The 15,143-nt window shown below is 55.2% G+C and carries 19 protein-coding genes, 1 pseudogene and 1 riboswitch; of the genes and pseudogenes, 12 read left to right on the forward strand and 8 right to left on the reverse strand.

Annotated elements, in window-relative coordinates; genetic code table 11:
- Window positions 1–28 precede the first annotated feature (28 nt).
- From AAFJ72_RS03940 to sspK, 5 genes are all read right to left on the reverse strand, one after another.
- Entirely contained in the window at window positions 29–1,369 is a 1,341-nt protein-coding gene (locus tag AAFJ72_RS03940) for a hemolysin family protein (protein WP_432776142.1), read from the reverse strand.
- Window positions 1,370–1,605: 236 nt separating this feature from the next.
- The gene (locus AAFJ72_RS03945; protein WP_432776143.1) at window positions 1,606–2,721 is read right to left on the reverse strand and encodes a site-2 protease family protein; all 1,116 of its coding nucleotides are present in this window, start codon (window positions 2,719–2,721) and stop codon (window positions 1,606–1,608) included.
- A 61-nt stretch (window positions 2,722–2,782) separates the two neighbouring features.
- Entirely contained in the window at window positions 2,783–3,085 is a 303-nt protein-coding gene (locus tag AAFJ72_RS03950) for an iron-sulfur cluster biosynthesis family protein (protein WP_432776144.1), read from the reverse strand.
- A gap of 104 nt (window positions 3,086–3,189) precedes the next feature.
- Window positions 3,190–3,543 carry a DUF3905 domain-containing protein gene (locus AAFJ72_RS03955; RefSeq protein WP_122903282.1) on the reverse strand — a complete coding sequence of 118 codons (354 nt, stop codon included), beginning with the start codon at window positions 3,541–3,543 and terminating at the stop codon, window positions 3,190–3,192.
- A 71-nt stretch (window positions 3,544–3,614) separates the two neighbouring features.
- Window positions 3,615–3,746, reverse strand: coding sequence for a small acid-soluble spore protein K (sspK, locus tag AAFJ72_RS03960; protein WP_007783429.1), 132 nt, complete (start codon window positions 3,744–3,746; stop codon window positions 3,615–3,617).
- A 95-nt stretch (window positions 3,747–3,841) separates the two neighbouring features.
- Here sspK and AAFJ72_RS03965 point away from each other — a divergent pair, with 95 nt between their 5' ends.
- The 12 genes and pseudogenes from AAFJ72_RS03965 (at window position 3,842) to AAFJ72_RS04020 (ending at window position 11,704) form a co-directional block, all read left to right on the forward strand.
- A complete protein-coding gene (locus AAFJ72_RS03965; RefSeq protein ID WP_122903283.1) occupies window positions 3,842–4,111 on the forward strand; it encodes a YqkE family protein in 270 nt (89 codons plus the stop codon).
- Window positions 4,111–4,257, forward strand: coding sequence for a hypothetical protein (locus AAFJ72_RS03970; protein WP_170163356.1), 147 nt, complete (start codon window positions 4,111–4,113; stop codon window positions 4,255–4,257). The genes AAFJ72_RS03965 and AAFJ72_RS03970 overlap by 1 nt, the downstream gene beginning before the upstream one ends.
- A 50-nt stretch (window positions 4,258–4,307) precedes the next feature.
- The gene (locus AAFJ72_RS03975; protein ID WP_170163357.1) at window positions 4,308–4,484 is read left to right on the forward strand and encodes a hypothetical protein; all 177 of its coding nucleotides are present in this window, start codon (window positions 4,308–4,310) and stop codon (window positions 4,482–4,484) included.
- 188 nt (window positions 4,485–4,672) lie between these two features.
- Window positions 4,673–6,022 (forward strand): annotated as a pseudogene (locus AAFJ72_RS03980) (glucose-6-phosphate isomerase); the annotation flags it as partial.
- Between the two features lie 21 nt (window positions 6,023–6,043).
- Complete coding sequence (locus AAFJ72_RS03985; RefSeq protein ID WP_342771456.1) at window positions 6,044–6,262, forward strand: excisionase family DNA-binding protein; 219 nt, start codon at window positions 6,044–6,046, stop codon at window positions 6,260–6,262.
- A 78-nt stretch (window positions 6,263–6,340) separates the two neighbouring features.
- A riboswitch (TPP riboswitch) is annotated at window positions 6,341–6,457 on the forward strand.
- 122 nt (window positions 6,458–6,579) lie between these two features.
- Window positions 6,580–7,716 (forward strand): glycine oxidase ThiO, encoded by a 1,137-nt coding sequence (gene thiO, locus AAFJ72_RS03990; protein ID WP_122903285.1) that lies wholly within the window; start codon window positions 6,580–6,582, stop codon window positions 7,714–7,716.
- Between the two features lie 79 nt (window positions 7,717–7,795).
- Complete coding sequence (locus tag AAFJ72_RS03995; RefSeq protein ID WP_432776147.1) at window positions 7,796–8,686, forward strand: hypothetical protein; 891 nt, start codon at window positions 7,796–7,798, stop codon at window positions 8,684–8,686.
- A 148-nt stretch (window positions 8,687–8,834) separates the two neighbouring features.
- Window positions 8,835–9,233, forward strand: coding sequence for a YugN family protein (locus AAFJ72_RS04000; RefSeq protein WP_122903286.1), 399 nt, complete (start codon window positions 8,835–8,837; stop codon window positions 9,231–9,233).
- A 195-nt stretch (window positions 9,234–9,428) separates the two neighbouring features.
- Entirely contained in the window at window positions 9,429–9,611 is a 183-nt protein-coding gene (locus tag AAFJ72_RS04005; protein WP_246005724.1) for a hypothetical protein, read from the forward strand.
- Between the two features lie 34 nt (window positions 9,612–9,645).
- Entirely contained in the window at window positions 9,646–10,443 is a 798-nt protein-coding gene (locus AAFJ72_RS04010; protein ID WP_122903287.1) for an NAD kinase, read from the forward strand.
- Between the two features lie 22 nt (window positions 10,444–10,465).
- Window positions 10,466–11,185, forward strand: coding sequence for an MOSC domain-containing protein (locus tag AAFJ72_RS04015; RefSeq protein ID WP_432776148.1), 720 nt, complete (start codon window positions 10,466–10,468; stop codon window positions 11,183–11,185).
- A 33-nt stretch (window positions 11,186–11,218) separates the two neighbouring features.
- Window positions 11,219–11,704: a YbaK/EbsC family protein gene (locus AAFJ72_RS04020; protein ID WP_432776149.1), complete on the forward strand. Its 486-nt coding sequence runs from the start codon at window positions 11,219–11,221 to the stop codon at window positions 11,702–11,704.
- A 144-nt stretch (window positions 11,705–11,848) separates the two neighbouring features.
- On the opposite strand, the gene AAFJ72_RS04025 is transcribed toward AAFJ72_RS04020, so the two are convergent.
- Genes AAFJ72_RS04025 through AAFJ72_RS04035 form a run of 3 tightly spaced genes read right to left on the reverse strand, consistent with a single transcriptional unit; the run spans window position 11,849 to window position 14,975 of the window.
- A complete protein-coding gene (locus AAFJ72_RS04025; RefSeq protein ID WP_432776150.1) occupies window positions 11,849–12,565 on the reverse strand; it encodes an exonuclease domain-containing protein in 717 nt (238 codons plus the stop codon).
- Window positions 12,566–12,577: 12 nt separating this feature from the next.
- Window positions 12,578–13,747, reverse strand: a complete 1,170-nt coding sequence (locus AAFJ72_RS04030; protein ID WP_432776151.1) for a DUF294 nucleotidyltransferase-like domain-containing protein — start codon at window positions 13,745–13,747, stop codon at window positions 12,578–12,580.
- Complete coding sequence (locus tag AAFJ72_RS04035; RefSeq protein WP_432776152.1) at window positions 13,641–14,975, reverse strand: ammonium transporter; 1,335 nt, start codon at window positions 14,973–14,975, stop codon at window positions 13,641–13,643. The genes AAFJ72_RS04030 and AAFJ72_RS04035 overlap by 107 nt, the downstream gene beginning before the upstream one ends.
- Between the last annotated feature and the right edge of the window lie 168 nt (window positions 14,976–15,143).

Below are 15,143 nucleotides of genomic sequence, written 5' to 3' on the forward strand. Positions count from 1 at the left end.
TTCGCTATTGGTTGCGACGCGGAAGCGATCAGGAAACGGTCATAAACTCTTCCGTCGTCTGTGCGTCATCGCTTTTTATTGGCGTAATCAGCACGCGTGTGACGCGGTGATGATCCATCTGCTTGACGATGAACAAGTGGCCTTCCCATTCTACCGTTGCGCCCACCGCGATCTCTTCTTCCAGTTGGCTGTACAGCCAGCCGCCGATCGTATCCACGTCCTCTGATTCCAACTTGAACGGGAGGTGGTCGTTCAAGTCAGTGAGCGTCAGCATGCCGGATACGGAGAGGCCGTTTTCCAGCTTTTCGATCTCCGGTCGTTCCTCGTCGAACTCGTCCTGAATATCGCCGACGATCTCCTCCAAAATATCTTCCATGGTCACAAGACCGGCTGTGCCGCCGTACTCGTCGATGACAATCGCGAGCTGCGAACGTTTTTTCTGCATCAGGCGCAGCACCGTGCTGATCTCCATCGTTTCCGGAACAGTCAGAACCGGGCGGAGCAGCGATTTCAACTCGACGTGCCCGTCTTGCAGGGCGGCGAGGTAAAAGTCGGTCGCGTGGACAAAGCCGATGATGTTGTCTTTGTCATCATCCGCTACAGGGAAACGGGTGTGTCGCTGGGTGCTGATGATCTCCAGGTTTTCTTCAAACGTGTTCGTGCTATACAAGCAAATCATGTCAATGCGCGGGATCATCGTCTCCCGGGCAAGCGTTTCGGAAAAGTCAAAAACGTGTTCCACCAGTGCCAGCTCGGTTTGGTCGATATGGCCGCTTTGGTGGCTCTGGTTGACGAGAATGCGAATTTCTTCTTCTGTATGAGCCGCTTCATGCTCCGAAATCGCTTCAAAACCCAGGCGCTTCATCAAGGCGTTGGCTGTTCCGTTCAAAAACCAGATCGCCGGGTAAAGCAATTTATAGAAAAACATCAATGGCGCGGCAACCCACAGCGAAGTCCCTTCTGCTTTTTGAATGGCCAATGATTTCGGCGCCAATTCCCCCAAAACAATGTGCAGGAAGGTAATGATCGCAAACGCAATACCAAAAGAGATCGCAGAAATCGCATAGTCAGGCAATCCTGTTGAACCAAGCAGCGGTTCGACAATCATGTGGGCGATCGCCGGTTCCCCGACCCAACCCAGTCCAAGCGAGGCGAGAGTAATCCCGACCTGGCAGGCAGACAGATAGCCATCGAGCTTTTGCGTTACTTTTTGGGCGTACACAGCGCGTTTGTTTCCTTCGTTCACCAGCTGTGTCAGGCGCGTTTGCCGCACCTTGACGAGAGCGAATTCTGCGGCGACGAAAAAGCCGTTTAGAAAAACAAGAAATAAGACAAGCAGCAGGTTGAGCACTATCGGGACGGTGTCCAAGTAAAAAGTCATCCTCTCTGAAAAATGATAAATGTATGCTTCTATTTTACTCTGTTTGCCAGTAACTCTCAAAAGCGATAAATCACCGTAGCGAGCGTTCCTGCCCCCTTGCTGGGGAAGAGCGACCTTCAGGTGTCCGTAGCGCACGATTTTGCGCCCACAGAAGGCCGCAGAAGGTCACAGAAGGTCAAACTGTCCTGTCCGGGCCGGCTGAACCGGGGGTGAAAAAGCTTGCGCTACCTGTGCAAAATCTGTTGTCCGTAGACGAAGAAGGCCGACAGGACAGCGGCCAGGCCAAGGTAGGCGGCCAGCACTTTCCACTTGGTTGCCGTTGGCGCTACATAGTACGTCGACAGCCGATGCATTTGCTCTTCGACTTCCGTCAGCCGCTGGCGAGCCGCTTGCTCAGCCTCGCGCAGCAATTCGGAAGGGGCAGGGCGCAGTGGGTCCGAGTCGATGAAGAGGATCGGTTCGCGCTCCCATTGCTTGAACAGTTCCCATTTTCTGTTCATGTACACCTTGTCCAGACGTTTCCGGTCGCGGATGAGGCGTTTTTCGTCCTGGAGAAAAGGGACGAGGAAGCCTTTGTCCGGCTCTGCCTGGTTGAGTGCCGAGACCTCTTCGTTCAGGCGGACGCGCGTGTCCCAGGTCGTTTCCAGCTTGGGCCAATCGGCAATGCTTTGCAAAAAGTCGATAATTTTTTCCCGCTCGTATTGCAGCACCTGGTGCTGGTAGCTTTCCCGCAGCCGACTCCACCACGTAAACAGGCCGACGATGAAGATGAACACCATGATCGGGCCCGGATTGGCAAACAGCATGATGCCCAGTGCGACCAGTCCGAAAAACCAGATTTTTGTGGACAGCACAGAGACGATCCGCCCGCCATCAAGCGGAGAGACAGGCAGCAGATTGAACAGGTTGAGCAAGGCGCCAAGGTAAATGACCAAAGCCCAGAACGGGTCCTGTGTCCACCAGTACAGCGGCAGCGCAGGCAAAAAGGCAATCATGCCGGCAAGCGGTCCGCCGTAGGCGAGATAGGCTTCTGTTTTGGCATCGCGCGGCATGTCTTTCATGGATATAAAAGCACCCGCAAACGGGATGAAGACGGCTGGCGAAGTTGCAATGCCTTTTCGTTTGGCAGCGATGACGTGCCCCATTTCATGGACGAAGATCAGGTAGACGAGCGCCACGGCGAATTTCCAGCCGTAAAACATGGCGTACGCCCACAGGCTGATCGCCATCGACAACAAGGTTGTGCCGAATTTGGAAAACTTGAGAATGCTGAGCAACCATTTGAAATTGGCCAGCAAGAAAGCACCGATGGCCAAGAGGACCGAACGACTTTTTTTCATCAAAGCTCCTCCCATACGTCATGCAGTCTTTCTTTCATACGGATGACGCCCAGGGAAGTTTCTACTGGTCCGCAAGTCGCGGGTTCGAGAAGCGAAAGCCGTACTCTCCGTATGCAGGGTCAAAGGCGAGTTTTCCGCCATCGAAAAACCAGAAATCAGCGGGCCGGATTACAAAGCGCAAGCCCTCCACTTCGAAAACGGCGTCACCGGGCATGGCTTCGTCTTTTTCAATCGCGTAAAACAGTCCGCCCGTTCCGGGTCCGCTTGTCCGTACGTACAGCCGCAGCGTATCGCCAGGACGAAATTCCGCATAGCGCTGGTAGGCGAGAGAGAACGCAGGCTCTATCGCAAGGGTGATGCTCATGGGCAAGCTCCTTTCCATCTTTTCAAGCCCATTGTAACACAAAGCAAAAATGCCCATTCGGCTGCGATCTTTTCCGAATGGGCAGTCTTTTTTACGGGCAGCGGTTAGTCCCTGCCTTTGCTGACGTCTTTTGTCGGATGCATGAAGCGGGCATTGCCTATGGGTTTGTCCTCCAAAAGCTCCTTGTTTTCGTAGGAGTTCCAGCCGATGTCGTTGGTCGGATGCACCCACTGGTCGCCTGCCATGATCGAAGGGTCTGTGTCTGTGCTCCAGTTGTTCAACGGGGACTCTTCGGAATCGTAATGGCTGTCGCCGATCACCACGCCAAACTCGTTGACAAAAGGCCGCTGGATCGTGCGGGACGATTTTTTGAAGTCAGGCGCGCTGATCTGATGCGGCAAGGTTCCATCGAGGGAAATATCCTTCGTCTGCCCGTTGTTTTTTTCGTCGTTGTCCATTTGTTGGACCTCCTTATCCACACAGCCGATATGTTTGCCTGCTCGCCTTTTGCATCAGTGTCCTTTTGTGCCTAACGGTTTTCTTTTAACCGCTCTTGTGGTTCACTATTAATGGAACCGTTGGAACGGACGGCTTCCGACTGTGCCTTGGGGCCACGGATTTCTGCGGTTTTTCCAAAGTCTTTTGCTTTATTGCGTACCATGTCTCGTCCTCCTCTTCATGCGAAGCTGAAAATAGTATGACCAAAAGGCGCTGGAGAATGGGCGTGAATTTGATAGGGAAAGGATGGCAGTTCACATGGCGAAGAAAAAACAAAAGCAGCAACAGCAAAACGCGACTACAGCGACAGAAGCGAAAACTTCTCTCGGCAGCCTGAAGGATTTGGTGAATGCCGATGCTTTGGCCAAGCTGAAGCAGTTGGAAAAAGAAATGAAGGCCGAAAGCGAGCGCAAGGCGAAGGAAGCAGCAGAGCAAAAGCGCCGCGAGCAGGAAGAGCGCGAGCGCAACAAAAGCTTTGCCGAACTGCTGGATGAATATGAGAAAAAAGGCGGAGGCAAGTACAGCTAATGCGCGAAGAACGGCAGACGGATCGACCGGATACGTCGAAAAACGGCCTGATGAAAAAGCGGCAGCTCGCACTCAAGGATGAGTCGATCAAGCAGCGCAGCCGGCAAGTGCTTGGCCGATTAGGGAAAAAGCAGCCCAAGGAGTGATTTTTTCCCCTTCTTCCCCATATAGCTAGGAGAGGGGAAGGAGGGAGATCATGGGGACAATCCTGCTCCTGCTCAGTCTCCTCTGTGTAGCGGTAGGCACCTGGAAGCTGAGCGGTATCTACAAGGCAGACAAGGGTGACAGCAAAACGCTCTGGTGGACAGTCGCAAGTGTCGGGATTGCGCTCTTTTTTCTTTTAAAGCTGATGACAGATACGTATCCAACATAAACATGCACCTGTTGTTTCAAGCTGCACAGGTGCATGTTTTTTATTCGCAGCAAAGCGCGGTTTTTGTTTGTTTTTGACGAATTATACACAATTTTCTCGCTTTTTGTGATATTTTGACGGAAAATCACTTTCCGGCTTCTGACGTGATAAGATGAAGGAAATAGATGATGTGCTTTGGGAGGGAAGCCATGAACCAAGCGATTCGATTTGATTACTCTAATGCACGCCCTTTTGTGAGACAGCATGAATGGGAACAGCTTGCACCAGCAATCGGGCAGGCGCATGAAATGTTGCACAAAAGAACGGGTCCAGGCAGGGACTATCTCGGTTGGGTTGATTGGCCGCAGAGGTATGACCGCGACGAGTACGAGCGGATTCGCCAGGCGGCGGCACGTATCCAGGCTGATTCGGATGTGCTTTTGGTAATTGGAATCGGGGGTTCATATTTAGGGGCAAAAGCTGTACTGGACATTTTGGGCCACAGTTTTTACAATTTATTGCCGAAGTCGAAGCGGCGTTTTCCGGAAATTTATTTTGTCGGGAATAACATCAGCCCGGTTTATATCTCTCATCTGATGGACGTGATCGAAGGAAAAGATGTGTCCATCAATGTCATCTCGAAGTCGGGCACGACGACGGAGCCCGCGATCGCTTTTCGGCTGCTGCGCAACTGGCTTGTGAACAAGTACGGACGCGAACAGGCGAGGAAGCGCATCTATATTACGACGGACAAAACGCGTGGCGCCCTGAAAAAACTTGCCGAGGACGAAGGCTACGAGAGCTTTGTCATTCCGGACGATATAGGCGGACGTTTTTCCGTGTTGACTGCGGTTGGACTGTTGCCGATCGCAGTGAGCGGAGCAGATGTGGATGCGCTGATGAAGGGAGCGCAGGACGCGTGCGAGCGCTACAAGGTCATGGATCTGTACGAAAATCCGTGCTACCAGTATGCGGCCATTCGCAATGCGCTGTACCGCAAAGGCAAAACCGTGGAGCTTCTGGTCAGCTACGAACCGCAATTCCGTTATTTTTTGGAGTGGTGGAAGCAGCTTTTCGGGGAGTCGGAAGGCAAGGACGGCAAAGGAATTTTTCCCGCGTCCGCCGAGTTTTCCGCGGACTTGCACTCGTTGGGGCAGTACATACAGGACGGCATGCGGCAGTTGTTTGAAACCGTTGTAACCGTGAACAAGCCCGCCGTTGACGTCACCGTACAGGAGGACCCGCTGGATGTGGACGGGTTGAACTTCCTGTCCGGCAAGCGGATGGGTTTTGTCAATAAAAAGGCTTTCGAGGGAACGGTACTGGCCCATGTAGACGGCGGCGTACCGAACCTGCTTGTGGAAATGCCAGAGGCGACAGCGTATCACCTTGGTGCCCTGATTTACTTTTTTGAAAAGGCGTGCGGGATCAGCGGCTATTTGTTAGGAGTCAACCCGTTCGATCAGCCCGGGGTGGAGGCGTACAAGGCCAACATGTTCGCCCTTCTGGGAAAACCTGGATTCGAGCAGCAGAAAGCGGAACTGGAGGCAAGATTGCGCGAGAACAAAACGTATTTGACTGTGGAGGAGACGGCGGCGTATTTGGAGCTTCCTGAAACGTTTATTTTGGAAAAAATTCATCAGGGCAAAATCCGCGCTCTCCACGACGGAAATGAGTATATCATCAACAAGGAGCAGTTCAACCACCATCTGGAGGAAATACGCAAGCTTCGCGAGTTCGAGGAAGCGGAGCGTCACGAGACGATTCCGGAAAGCTACGATGTAAAAGACGAAGACTAGGGAGCAGGATGAAGAGAGAGCATCTTGTCAGATCACAGCCAAGAGGACTATACTTGGTGGGTGAACGAAAATAAAAGATCAAGCAACTCGGGGAGTCCTTCATGCGGGGCTGAGAGGACGGAAGCGAACGACCGTCGACCCATTGCACCTGATCCGGATCATGCCGGCGCAGGGATACGGTTGCCGGCAAACAGCGCTTTATTCTTGGTTTACATGCGTATGAAGCCCGCCTTTTCCTGCGAAGGAAAGGGAGGGCTTTTTCTTTTTGCTTTAGGAAATGGCCCCGCAGAGATTACAACAGCGAGGAGAGAAACAAATTGAGCGATTGTCTCGTAGTGGGTGGAGGAATTATCGGATTAAGTCTGGCTTATGAGCTGTCACGAAGAGGGATGAGCGTAACGCTGGTCGAGCAGGACGAATGGGGCGGTCAGGCGTCTTCTGCTGCGGCGGGGATGCTTGCGCCCTTGAAGGAGTTTGCAGCCCCAGGCCCGATGCTCGATCTGGGCATGACGTCCCTGGCCTGTTATCCACAGTGGGCAGCCGAACTGGAGGAGTTTACCGGAGGGGACGTCCAGCTCAGCCTGGAAGGGCTGCTCACGGTTGCGCTCAACGATGACGAGCAGGAACAGCTTTTGGCGAAGTACCTTTGGCAAAAAGAAGCGGGGTACAGCGTTCACTTTTTGACGGAACGCCAGCAACTGGCTGAGGTGGAGCCGCTTTTGACCGAACAGGCGCAGGCAGCCATTTACTCTCCGTATGAAGGTCATATCAACAACCGCATGCTGCTGCGCGCGCTTGTGACAGCGTGTCGGCTGCAAGGCGTCGTGCTGCACGCAGGCTGTGTCGTGAGCGGCATAGCGGTAAAAGGCGGCCGGGTAGTCGGCGTGGAGAGCTCGCTTGGGCCGCTGCGGGCAACGCAAACGATCATCACGTCAGGCGCGTGGGCGGGCATCATGCTGGAAATGCTCGGCGTATCGGTTCCCGTTCGCCCGGTTCGCGGCCAGATCGCGGCCGTTTCCTCCGCAGGCATCCCGCTGCGCACCGTCATTTTTGGCACATCGGGCTACATCACCCCGAAAAAGGACGGCAAAATCGTCATCGGCGCGACCGAAGACGAAAGCGGCTTTCAGCGCGAGGTCACATTGGCTGGCTTGGCCAGCGTCCTGAACGGCGTCATGCCGTATGTGCCAGCCTTGCACAGTGCCGCTTTTCTGGAGGCGTGGGGCGGACTGCGGCCCGCTACGGCAGATGGCAAGCCGCTGCTTGGTCCTGTGCCCGGTTGGGACGGGCTTTCCATTGCCGGCGGGCATTTCCGCAACGGCATCCTGCTGTCCCCGGTAACAGCGAAATGGATGGCGGACTACCTGGAAAAAGGCGAGACGGAGCGCCTGACACCGTTTTTGCCTTCCCGTTTTCTCGCGGAAACAGACCAAGCGCAGCACAAAATGGGCTAGTCCGGACTGCAAACCGGTACACCTCCCCATGGGCACCTGTATATGGTAATAAAGAAACACCAGAAGGGGAGGAGTTTCCATGCAGTCTGAGAAAAAGCTGTACCAGGCTGACGTCCAGACGGTCAGCTTGATAAAAGATATGCGTGAAAATGTGCAAAACATATGCAAGGAACACATCGAAAAAAAGGTGCGCATCGAAGCGATTGACGGCCAGGTTTTTGAAGGGGTGATCGTGGATATTGACGATCAGAACGTATACGTGGAAGTGGACGATCCCGATGCAGAGGAAGACGGCTACGAGATCGAAGAGGTAGCCAGCCGCAAATCGCATGGAGACTGGGACGGGTACCCGAATTGGACTCCCTATGGCTATCCGTATGGCGGGTATCAGGCGTTTGGCGATGTCAGTCCGCTTGGCAGCAGCAGCCAGCCCAATCGGCCTCCTGCCGGTCAAGTCAGCCCTTACGCGGAAGATTGCTATCCATACGCTCCGATCAGCCCATTCGGCAGTCCGACACATCCCTATGGGCAGGTAAGCCCGTTTGGCAGCCCAGGCCAGCCGTACGGGCAAATGAGTCCGTTTGGCAGCCCAGGTGTGCCGTATGGGCAGGTGAGTCCGTTTGGCAGCCCAGGTGTGCCGTATGGGCAGGTGAGCCCGTTTGGGAGTCCGGGTCAGCCGCATGGGCAAGTGAGTCCGTTTGGCAGTCCCAGCTTTCCGTATGGCCAGGTGAGTCCGTATGGCGAGGGCGCTCCTTTCGTCAGCCCGTATTCCGGATTCAATCCGTACATGTCGCCATTCCCACCGTTCCCGCCCTACCCGCCGCAGTCGTTTTACCCGTTTCCACCACCGCCGCCGCCACCTCCGGCTGCAGTCGTCGTGCCAAGGAAAAAACGCCGCCGTCCGTGCCGAAGAGGCAAAAAAATCATCCCACTCGCCTTGTTTACGCTTTTGACGATCGCACTGCTCTAAAACGTGAAAGCATCGAGCGATCAAGCCTCTTGCCAACCGCAGTTCCGGCAGCGAGGCTTGTTGCTCGTTTTGCCTGCCCTCGCCTGTGAGTACAACCTGCTGTTTCGGCGCACACTACCAGTAGCATGTAACGAAGGCAGGGATACAAATGAAGAAAATCCAAAGCAGCTTACCAGGGACGAAGGCGACATTCGGGTATTTTCGCGAATCGCTTGAGCCGCATTTTACATTGGCTAACTGGGATTACGAGCACGGCTATTTCGACCGCAGCCTTGACGACAAAAACACGGTGTACCTGCGCATCCCGGTAAAAGTTTTGCAGGGCGAGCTGGACAGCCCCGATGCCTGGCTGGAGCTGGGCGAACCGTTTGTTTTGCGCCACGTCTACAACACAGGCGTAGAGGAAGAGATCGGCTACTACGCCCCCGTCGCTTCAGCCGTGATGAACCAGTTCCAGGAACCGCTCGACAAAGACGCCGAGATCGACCCCCGCTGGATTCGCAAGGCCGAAGCAATCGTCAAAGAACTGGAAAGTCGTTTCGGGTGAAAAGTGGGCCTTGGGCAGGCCTGCTTTTTTTGTTGCACTTTGCTTCGCTGAAAGCCAGCGAGGAAGGGCTTTTCATTTTTTCCTTTCTCACAAAGATTTGTTTTTCCACTATCCGTCAGGTAATATTTCCCTAACAGCAAAACGACCGACCACCCGTGCAAACCGACGTCCAGTCAGGAAACAGGAGGCGACCACATGGCGTTGTATCATGCGATAGCGAAATGGTATTGGAAAATCCGCAAGCCGCTGACTCTCGGAGTGCGCCTCATCGTGGCTGACGAACAAAAAGGCGTCCTTCATTTGGCACACCTCTGCCGTTTTCATGCAACCGCTTCTCCCATGTGTTATAGTGAGATCAACAACAACGAGCGTGCTTGACCGCTTCGAAGGATAAAAGTGAGGGCAGACCAGCATGAAGATTGCGACTGTACTGCGAAATGACGATTATACACGGGAAGTAGAACAATTGTTGAAGGAAAAGCTGCGCGAGGCAGGCAGTCCGTACACGTTTGTGAACGGAACAGAGGCCAAGCCTGACATGGTGCTCTCCATCGGAGGGGACGGGACGCTGCTGGAGGCGGTGCATCAATACGGAATGGAACCTGCCTATGTCGGGATTCATACGGGCCACCTTGGTTTTTACGCCGACTGGCGGCCGGAGGAGCTGGATGAGTTCGTCGACCGGCTGCTGCACGCCGAACCGGCGATCGTCGAGTATCCGACGGTCCAGTGCCGCATTGATACAACAGATGGCCAGCAACACGAAAAATGGGCGTTGAACGAATTGGTCCTGCGCAACGCATCCCTCTCGACACTGGTTGCTTGCGTCTACATAAACGGGGACGAGCTGGAGACGTTTCGCGGCGACGGGCTGATCGTTTCCTCGCCATCGGGGAGCACAGCCTACAACAAAGCCGTGGATGGAGCCATCGTGCATCCGTCCATCGAGGCGATCCAACTGTCCGAAATCGCCTCCATCAACAACCAGGCGTACCGGACGATCAACAGCTCGCTCGTTTTGCCCAAGCATCACGAAGTCGAGCTGATCGTCATGAACCCGGAGATCATGATCGGCCTCGACCGCGAACAGGCGGTGTGGAGGGGCGTACGTTCCATTACGTGCCGCGTCGGGCAAGGCAAGGTCAAATTCGCCCGCTACAAGCGGCTGACGTTCTGGAGCAGGGTGCGCAATTCGTTTATAAAAGGATAGAGACGAGAGGGGGAGGGTTCCCGTGAAAAAGATAGGAACATTGCAAAGCATTTTCCGTCATCCGGTAAAAGCGATGCAGGGGGAGCAGTTGGTGACGTCCGAGGTCGACGCTTTCGGCCTGTACGGCGATCGGGCTTATTACTTTCTGGACGACTCTCGCGGCGGCAAATATTTGAGTGCAGACGTCGTTCCGGCGCTGCTCGGCTACCATGCCCGCCTGGGAGAAAAGACGGGCGAAGATGCATACCCCGAGGTTGAGATCGAAGCGCGTGACGGCAGCGTACATACGTGGGGAGAGTCGTTGTTCGCCCATGTCGCACAGACAGCGAAAAGAAGAGTGACACCGATGCGCAGTCTCCCGACAGAGGGAGGGAAAAACTGGGAGGATCACATTCTGCTGGTGACGGACGCCTCCCTGCGCGAACTGGCCCGGGTGATCGGCAGCGACTGGATTGACCCGAGACGTTTTCGCGGAAACTTCATCGTCGTGCTGGAAGACGACGAACCGTTTGCAGAAGACAAATGGCTGGGCAAAAAGCTGCAAATCAACGACGTGACGCTGCAGGTCAACAAGCATTGCGAGCGTTGCATGTACGTAAATGTCGATCCGGATACGCTGCAAATGAACGCGGCCGTGCTGAAAGCATGTGTGAAGCGCCATGAAAACCGCTTTGGCGTGTACGCCTCTGTGGTGACGACAGGTACGGTGTCGCAGGGCGACGAGGTGTTTCTTCTGGAGTAGGGACTTGGCAACTGGCTAGTGGAGGTGCGAAGGATGACCGTGATGAGTCCTTTAGAAAAAGTGAAGGCTTTTGTGCAGCAGTACGATCCTGCAATCGAGCCGATTTTGTTCGAGCAGCCGCTTCCGACATCTGAGGCAGCCGCCGAAGCGCTGGGCTGCGAGGTGGGACAAATCGCCAAGTCGATTCTGTTTCGGGTGGGCGACCAGTTCGCGCTGTTTGTCGCAGCGGGAGATGTCAGGATTCATCCCAAGCAGGTCAAGGCTGCTTTGGGCTCGGGCAAGGCGAAAATGGCTTCCCCGGAAGAAGTGGAAAAGGTGACAGGCTATCGCGTAGGTGCTGTCTGTCCGTTTGCGTTGCAGGAGGAGGTTCCCGTCTACGTTGACACCTCCCTGCGGCGCTTTCCTGTCGTCCATACGGCTGCAGGCGTTGCCGAATCGATGTTGCCCGTCACCTATGAAGCATTGCTTGCCATGACCAAAGCCGTCGAGATCGATGCGGCTAATGCGCCGGCTTCGTAAAAAACATGACCGTTTGCAAGCCGCAAGCAGACAAGCCGTTTTCCCAAAAACAAAGCCGACAATCCGCGTAACAGCGTAAATTGTCGGCTTTTGTTCGTTTGCACAGGGGAAGTTTCACGCTCCCCAAGCGATTCCTCGCCTGTTCTACCGCAGCGCCTCGTACACCTCCCGCAGATTGGTATATCCGGCCTGCTGCGCTTTTTTCAAATACTTCGACCACAGCGTCCCGGCCGCCACCGCGTCACAGTAGGCGTGGTGTCTGCGGGAGATCGGGATGTTGTGCTGGGCGCAGAGGACGTCCAGCGAGCCGTTGCCGACCGGGTTGCTCAACAGCCGAATCAGGAGCATCGTGTCGAGTATCCGGTGGGTCAGCGGTCGTCGGCTTGTTTTCCAGAGGGCCGAGCGAAAAAATTCGCGTTCATGCCGGGAGTGGTGAGCGACGAGTGGACGATCCCCCGCGAAGCGGAAAAACCGCGAGAGAGCTTCCGGCAGATCCGGCGCGTCCGCCGTCATCTCGTCGGTAATCCCGGTCAGCGAGCGGACGTGGGGCGGGATCGTGCGCCCCGGATTGACCAGCGTGTAAAACGAATCTCCGAGCAGCAGCTTTTCCCCGCGCATTGCCACCGCGCCGATAGAGATGATCGCGTCTCCGTGATCGGGGTAAAAGCCGGTCGTCTCCAGATCGACGACGACGACCTCCAGATCGGCAAGCGGTATGTTTTCGCTGGAATCAACGTGCCTTGCTTCCTTGGAGATGGAGCGAAGATAAGCCTGGTGCTGTTTGTCGTCGTCGCCAAGCCCCCCCTTCCAGTCGCCGCGGTTCATGTTCCACAAGCGGCCGATGAAGTCCCATTTTGCCAAACGCGTCTCCTCCTATCCCTTGAAGGTAGACGGGAGCTTCGCCGTCATTTTTTGCAGGCGGATTGCGAGCTTCATCGCTTCGCGCACCTGTGTGATGGAATCAGGCGAGAGCTTGTTGAGCTTGATGTAACTGTTGCTCGTGTAATGTCCGTCCTCCCAATGAAGCAGGGCGGTCAGGCGCAGCCCTTGGATCAGCCGAAAATGCGCGGCTATTTCGTCGCAAAAGCTTTTGCTCCACACGCCTTTTTCCGCCAGCTCACCGAGCCGCTCAAGCGTGGAGTTGACGAAGATGCCGTGCGCCAGGGCGAAATGCCGCACGCAGTTGACGATCGGCAAATAGACGCCGTACTTGATGTTGATGGCCCCACGAAACCGCCCAGTGACTTCGGGCAGCACTCTTCCGAACAGGCCGAGCGGCACGCGGTAATGCAAAGTGTTGCTGACCAGCCGATCGAGCAAAAACGTATTCCCGGCCAAAAGCTGCCGAAAGCGGTCGAGCACAGGAGCGAAAATGGCCGATTCCCCGTACAGGACGCGCACGTCGCTTGCCAAAAGCAAATAGCGGGCGTTTTCCCAGACCGGGTGAGAAATCCATCTGTCCAACTGGTCGATCCATTGATCGACGCTGCCGCGCCACTTCGGAGAGAGGCAGGTGACATTGCCCTGGCAAGGCGGATAGCCTGCTTCCTCCAGACCGGAAACGATGGTCGCAGCCAGCAGTTGAAAATAGCCGTGAACCCGTTCCTGCTCGCTTTCGCTGAGGTGCTCGGGGATCGAATAGACAAGCCCGTTGTCCTGGTCGCTGATAATGGCCTGCTCAAAACGTCCGCCGCTACCGAATTGCAAAAAGGCAAACGGGACGGGCGGCTCGCCTACCCCTCTTTTCGTCAGAGCGTCTACGGCAAGCAGAACGCCCTGGCGGATCAGGTTGTCGTGAATCAGATTTACTACGATGGAAAAAGGGGCCATCTCCCCTGCGCGGTTCAATTCGCGCAAGGGATCCGGGTCGAGCAATTCCTGGCGAAGCTGCGCAAGCTCCGCGAACGATTCCGCCTGCTGGATGCGCGCTACCTGCTCAGGCGAGAGTGTGAGAGGTGCTGCTTTGCTTGGACGCAGCGGGGCGAATGGTCTCAGGCTGCAGTAGTTCCGGATAACCGTATCCTCCATGTTCGCTAAGGTCAAGGCCAACCACCTCTTCTTCTTCAGTGACGCGAAGTCCGATTGTCGCTTTCAGGATGGACAAAACGATGTACGCTACAACAAACACATAAGCCATGGAGCCTGCCAGGCCGAGCGCCTGCACACCGAGCTGGTGCAGCCCGCCGCCGTAAAACAGTCCGGCACCGCCTACCCCGACTTTTTCCGCAAGCTCAGGTGTAGCGAACAGGCCAGTGGACAGCGTGCCCCAGATTCCGGCCACGCCGTGAACGGAAAAAGCGAAGACCGGATCATCAATTCCCATGCGATCAAACCAGATGGAGGTGTAGAATGTAAGAATACCTGACACAGCGCCGATTACGACAGCCGCCCACGGCTCGACGAATGCGCACGAAGCAGTGATGGCGACGAGAGCGGCCAGGACGCCGTTCAGCATGCTCGGGATGTCCGCTTTGCCCATGACGATCCAGGAAATGGCGAGGGCGGCGACAGCGCCTGCTGCTGTAGCGAGGTTGGTTGTAACGGCGACATAGCCGAAAAAGCCGGAGGTGCTGCCAAGGGTGGAGCCTGCGTTGAAGCCGAACCAGCCGATCCACAGAAACAGCACGCCGAGCACGGAGTACACCTGGTTGTGACCGGGGATCAGGTTGGAGCTGCCGTCACGGTTGTATTTGCCGATGCGCGGCTTCAACAGAACGGTAGCGACGAGTGCGACGATAGCGCCTTGCAGATGGACAACCGTGGAGCCAGCGAAGTCTTGCATGCCGAGCTGGGCGAGCCAGCCTCCGCCCCAGACCCAGTGGCCGACGACAGGATAGATGAGGACAGTGAACAATACGCTGAAAATAAAGTAAACGGACAGCTTGGCTCGCTCGGCAAAACCGCCCCAGGCGATTGCCAGTGAAACCGCCGCGAATGCGAGCTGGAAGAGGAAGAGAATCGAAATCGGAACGGTCGCGGCCGAAAAAGCGGAGAAAGCGTCCTTTTGCAAGCCGTCGAAGAAAAATCCGGATAAGCCGATGAAGGAGTTGCCGTCACCAAAAGTCAGGCCGAAGCCGAGCGCCCAAAAGGCGATGGAGCAAATGCCGAAGGTGAGGACGGTCTTGCCAGCGACGTGGCCAGCGTTTTTCATCCGGGTCGATCCGGCCTCAAGCAAGGCAAACCCTACTTGCATGAGAATGACCAGGATGGCCGAGACCATAACCCATGTGGCATCAATGGCGGACAACAGTTCAGTGAGAGTTGGTTCCATTCGTTCCACTCCTTTTGTGTCAGGTATTCTGACATTTATTTTATTTATGTCAGATTATATGACATGAAAAAGGGGAATGCAATGCTTTTTTCACAAAAAACAGAAAACACCAATCCCTTCTGTCTACACAAAAGGCGGATTGGTGTTGGCAAGCCTGTCATATCCATC

Origin of the sequence: Brevibacillus gelatini (genome assembly GCF_050920745.1) — a bacterium.
Classification (GTDB): domain Bacteria; phylum Bacillota; class Bacilli; order Brevibacillales; family Brevibacillaceae; genus Brevibacillus; species Brevibacillus gelatini.

What these genes read in the sequence shown, in the direction of transcription:
- AAFJ72_RS03945 (WP_432776143.1), bottom strand. Translation starts at nt 2,721, where the DNA reads ATGAAAAAAAGTCGTTCGGTCCTCTTGGCCATCGGTGCTTTCTTGCTG.
- AAFJ72_RS03950 (WP_432776144.1), bottom strand. Translation starts at nt 3,085, where the DNA reads ATGAGCATCACCCTTGCGATAGAGCCTGCGTTCTCTCTCGCCTACCAG.
- AAFJ72_RS03955 (WP_122903282.1), bottom strand. Translation starts at nt 3,543, where the DNA reads ATGGACAACGACGAAAAAAACAACGGGCAGACGAAGGATATTTCCCTC.
- sspK (WP_007783429.1), bottom strand. Translation starts at nt 3,746, where the DNA reads ATGGTACGCAATAAAGCAAAAGACTTTGGAAAAACCGCAGAAATCCGT.
- AAFJ72_RS03965 (WP_122903283.1), top strand. Translation starts at nt 3,842, where the DNA reads ATGGCGAAGAAAAAACAAAAGCAGCAACAGCAAAACGCGACTACAGCG.
- AAFJ72_RS03970 (WP_170163356.1), top strand. Translation starts at nt 4,111, where the DNA reads ATGCGCGAAGAACGGCAGACGGATCGACCGGATACGTCGAAAAACGGC.
- AAFJ72_RS03975 (WP_170163357.1), top strand. Translation starts at nt 4,308, where the DNA reads ATGGGGACAATCCTGCTCCTGCTCAGTCTCCTCTGTGTAGCGGTAGGC.
- AAFJ72_RS03995 (WP_432776147.1), top strand. Translation starts at nt 7,796, where the DNA reads ATGCAGTCTGAGAAAAAGCTGTACCAGGCTGACGTCCAGACGGTCAGC.
- AAFJ72_RS04000 (WP_122903286.1), top strand. Translation starts at nt 8,835, where the DNA reads ATGAAGAAAATCCAAAGCAGCTTACCAGGGACGAAGGCGACATTCGGG.
- AAFJ72_RS04005 (WP_246005724.1), top strand. Translation starts at nt 9,429, where the DNA reads ATGGCGTTGTATCATGCGATAGCGAAATGGTATTGGAAAATCCGCAAG.
- AAFJ72_RS04010 (WP_122903287.1), top strand. Translation starts at nt 9,646, where the DNA reads ATGAAGATTGCGACTGTACTGCGAAATGACGATTATACACGGGAAGTA.
- AAFJ72_RS04020 (WP_432776149.1), top strand. Translation starts at nt 11,219, where the DNA reads ATGACCGTGATGAGTCCTTTAGAAAAAGTGAAGGCTTTTGTGCAGCAG.
- AAFJ72_RS04035 (WP_432776152.1), bottom strand. Translation starts at nt 14,975, where the DNA reads ATGGAACCAACTCTCACTGAACTGTTGTCCGCCATTGATGCCACATGG.